The organism is Streptomyces graminilatus, from assembly GCF_001418565.1.
GTDB classification, from domain to species: domain Bacteria; phylum Actinomycetota; class Actinomycetes; order Streptomycetales; family Streptomycetaceae; genus Streptomyces; species Streptomyces graminilatus.
Window position 1 is genome coordinate 1 of the sequence record NZ_LIQQ01000630.1, and the last position, 2,594, is coordinate 2,594.

Annotated in this window: 2 protein-coding genes and 1 pseudogene; 2 read left to right on the top strand and 1 reads right to left on the bottom strand. The window is 71.4% G+C overall.

Annotated features, from left to right (window positions below; genetic code table 11):
• A pseudogene (locus AOK08_RS38630) lies at positions 1-1,100 on the bottom strand (FUSC family protein); the annotation flags it as partial.
• A 248-nt stretch (positions 1,101-1,348) separates the two neighbouring features.
• Here AOK08_RS38630 and AOK08_RS38635 point away from each other — a divergent pair.
• Positions 1,349-1,825, top strand: a complete 477-nt coding sequence (locus AOK08_RS38635) for an Lrp/AsnC family transcriptional regulator (RefSeq protein ID WP_055534810.1) — start codon at positions 1,349-1,351, stop codon at positions 1,823-1,825.
• Positions 1,826-1,849: 24 nt separating this feature from the next.
• Positions 1,850-2,539 carry an HAD family hydrolase gene (locus AOK08_RS38640; protein ID WP_055534812.1) on the top strand — a complete coding sequence of 230 codons (690 nt, stop codon included), beginning with the start codon at positions 1,850-1,852 and terminating at the stop codon, positions 2,537-2,539.
• Positions 2,540-2,594 lie beyond the last annotated feature (55 nt).

A 2,594-nucleotide genomic window follows, 5' to 3' on the forward strand; every position in this document is an offset into this window, starting at 1 on the left:
CGCCCGGCTCGCCGGCGAGCCGGGCGGTGGCCTCGGCCGTGCAGGCGTGCACACAGCGCAGCGCCCGCTGGATCCAGGCGTCGGTGGTGGCGTGCGTGGTGATCGGCAGTACGAGGACCACCGCCAGCAGGGCACCCAGGGCGCCGACACCGGTCTCCGCGAGCCGGATGCCGAGCAGCGCCGGGTCGAGGACGCCCAGAAGCCCGTACAGGAGTTCGGCGAGCAGGGTGACCGAGAGCATCATCCACGTGTACGACACGGCGGCCGAGTAGAAGATGCCGAACACGCATACGGCGACGAGTACGGCGGTGGGGATCGCCGCCCCCGCGACCGGGACCGCGACGGCGATCCCGAGGCCGATGCCCAGCACCGTGCCGAGGAGGCGGCGGAAGCCGCGGACCAGGGTCTCGCCGCGTGAGGTGGTGTTCACGAAGATCCACCAGGTGGCGCCGACGGCCCAGTACCAGCGGTCCTCGGAGACTATTTGGCCCACTACCAGCGCGAAGCCGGCTGCGGCCGTCGCCTGGACGGCCTGACGTGTCGTGACGCGGGCCAGGCCTCGTGCACCGGGCGGCGGGGCGACGGCCGCCAGCGGCCCGAGCTGTACGGCGCTCGTAGCACCACAGGCCGAAGCGCACCGCCGAGGCTGTCAGCACGGACAGGACGACGGCGCCGTACAGCTCGGGCAGTTGGTCCGGTCCCGTGTGCAGGAACTGGGCGACGAAGAAGGTCATGAACGCGAAGACACCCAGGCTGTGGCCGCGCGGGCCCCAGCGGCGCGCGTACACGCCCGCGCCGACGACGGCGAGGAGCGCGAGGCCACGGGCGACCGGGCGGTCGTGCAGTCCTGCCGCGACGGCGAGGACCGGCAGGCCGACGGCGGGCAGCAGCGCGGTGGTGACCGCCTGCGCGCGCACCGTGGTGTCGGTGACCGTGAACAGGGCGAGCAGCGCGGCGAGTCCGCCGGTCACGGCCCCGGTGAGCGAGTGCCCGGCGAGGCCGCAGACCGTGACGGCCAGTCCGATGCCGAGCACGGCCCGCGCGGCGAACCGCAGCCGGGCACGGCCCGGGTCCGGCGCCATGAACACCCTCTTCAGCACTGCTCGTCCCACCCCACTGGAAAACGGCCCGGATCGGCCTGGATCGGCCTGGACCTGCCTGGACCTGCCTGGATTCGGCATGCAAAAGGCGCCGCGGAGTCCGCAGCGCCATCGACGGGATCATTGGAGCATCACTGCCACCACTGGCTCAAGTGTGGTCGATTAGGATGGGCCAATGGCATAGTTTCGGCGGTCCAGAAGCGTCCGCCATCGGGCCAACGGACCCAGCCACGAGGAGACGCGACCACATGGCCGTGGACAAGCTGGACACCCGCATCCTGCGGCTGCTGCTGGAGCAGCCCCGCACCAGCGTCCGTGAGTACGCCCGGCTCCTCGGCGTCGCGCGCGGCACCCTCCAGGCCCGTCTGGACCGCCTCGAACGGGACGGCGTGATCACCGGCACCGGTCCGTCCCTGTCCCCCGCCGCGCTCGGCCACCCCGTGCTCGCGTTCGTGCACATCGAGGTCACCCAGGGCCATCTCGACGAGGTCGGGGACGCGCTGGCGGCCGTGCCGGAGATCGTCGAGGCGTTCTCGATCGCCGGGGGCGGTGATCTCCTCGCGCGGGTCGTGGCCCGCGACAACGCCCATCTGGAGGATGTGATCCAGGCACTGATCAGCGTGCCGGGCGTGGTCCGCACCCGTACGGAGGTGGCCCTGCGCGAGCGGGTCCCGTACCGGCTGCTGCCCCTGGTGGAGTCGATCGGCCGTACGCCCGGCACCTGATCGCGCACTGGCATCCTGGGATCCATGAGCATCCTCGGCACCACCGCGGTCATCTTCGATCTCGACGGAACACTCGTGGACAGCGAGCCGAACTATTTCGAGGCGAGCCGGCAGACCCTCGCCGCGCACGGTGTCACCGGCTTCACCTGGGCCGACCAGGAGGAGTTGGTGGGCATCAGTCCTCGGGAGACGGTCACGCTGTGGAAGGAGCGGTACGGGCTGAGCGCGCCGGTCGAGGAAGTGCTCGCGGAGATGAACCGCCGCTATCTGGAGCTGGCCCGGGGTGCCACTCCCGTCTATCCCGAGATGCGGAAGTTCGTGGAGCTGCTGGCCGGTGAGGGTGTTCCCATGGCCGTGGCGTCGGGTTCCGCGCTGCCGGCCATCGCGGCGATCCTGGCGGGGACCGGCCTCGACGCGTATCTGCGGACCGTCGTGTCCTCCGACGAGGTCGCGCACGGCAAGCCCGCCCCGGATGTCTTCCTGGAGGCGGCGCGCCGCCTCGGAGCGGCTCCGGTGGACTGCGTCGTCGTGGAGGACGCGGCTCCGGGGAGCGTCGCCGCGCATCGGGCCGGGATGCGGTGTATCGCGGTTCCGTATCTCGCCGCGCAGGCTGACGATCCCGGGTTCGCTACGGCGGAGCTGCTTCTGCGGGGTGGTCAGGGGGAGTTCACGGCCAGGGGGGCTTATGAGTGGCTCGTCGGTACGGCGGAGTAGTGCCGGTGGGGCAAGGAGGCATGGCCGGGGGGGAACCTGTCTCGTATACACATGT

Excerpts from the sequence above, each read along its gene's own strand:
- AOK08_RS38640 (WP_055534812.1), top strand. The coding sequence starts at position 1,850 with ATGAGCATCCTCGGCACCACCGCGGTCATCTTCGATCTCGACGGAACA.
- AOK08_RS38635 (WP_055534810.1), top strand. The coding sequence starts at position 1,349 with ATGGCCGTGGACAAGCTGGACACCCGCATCCTGCGGCTGCTGCTGGAG.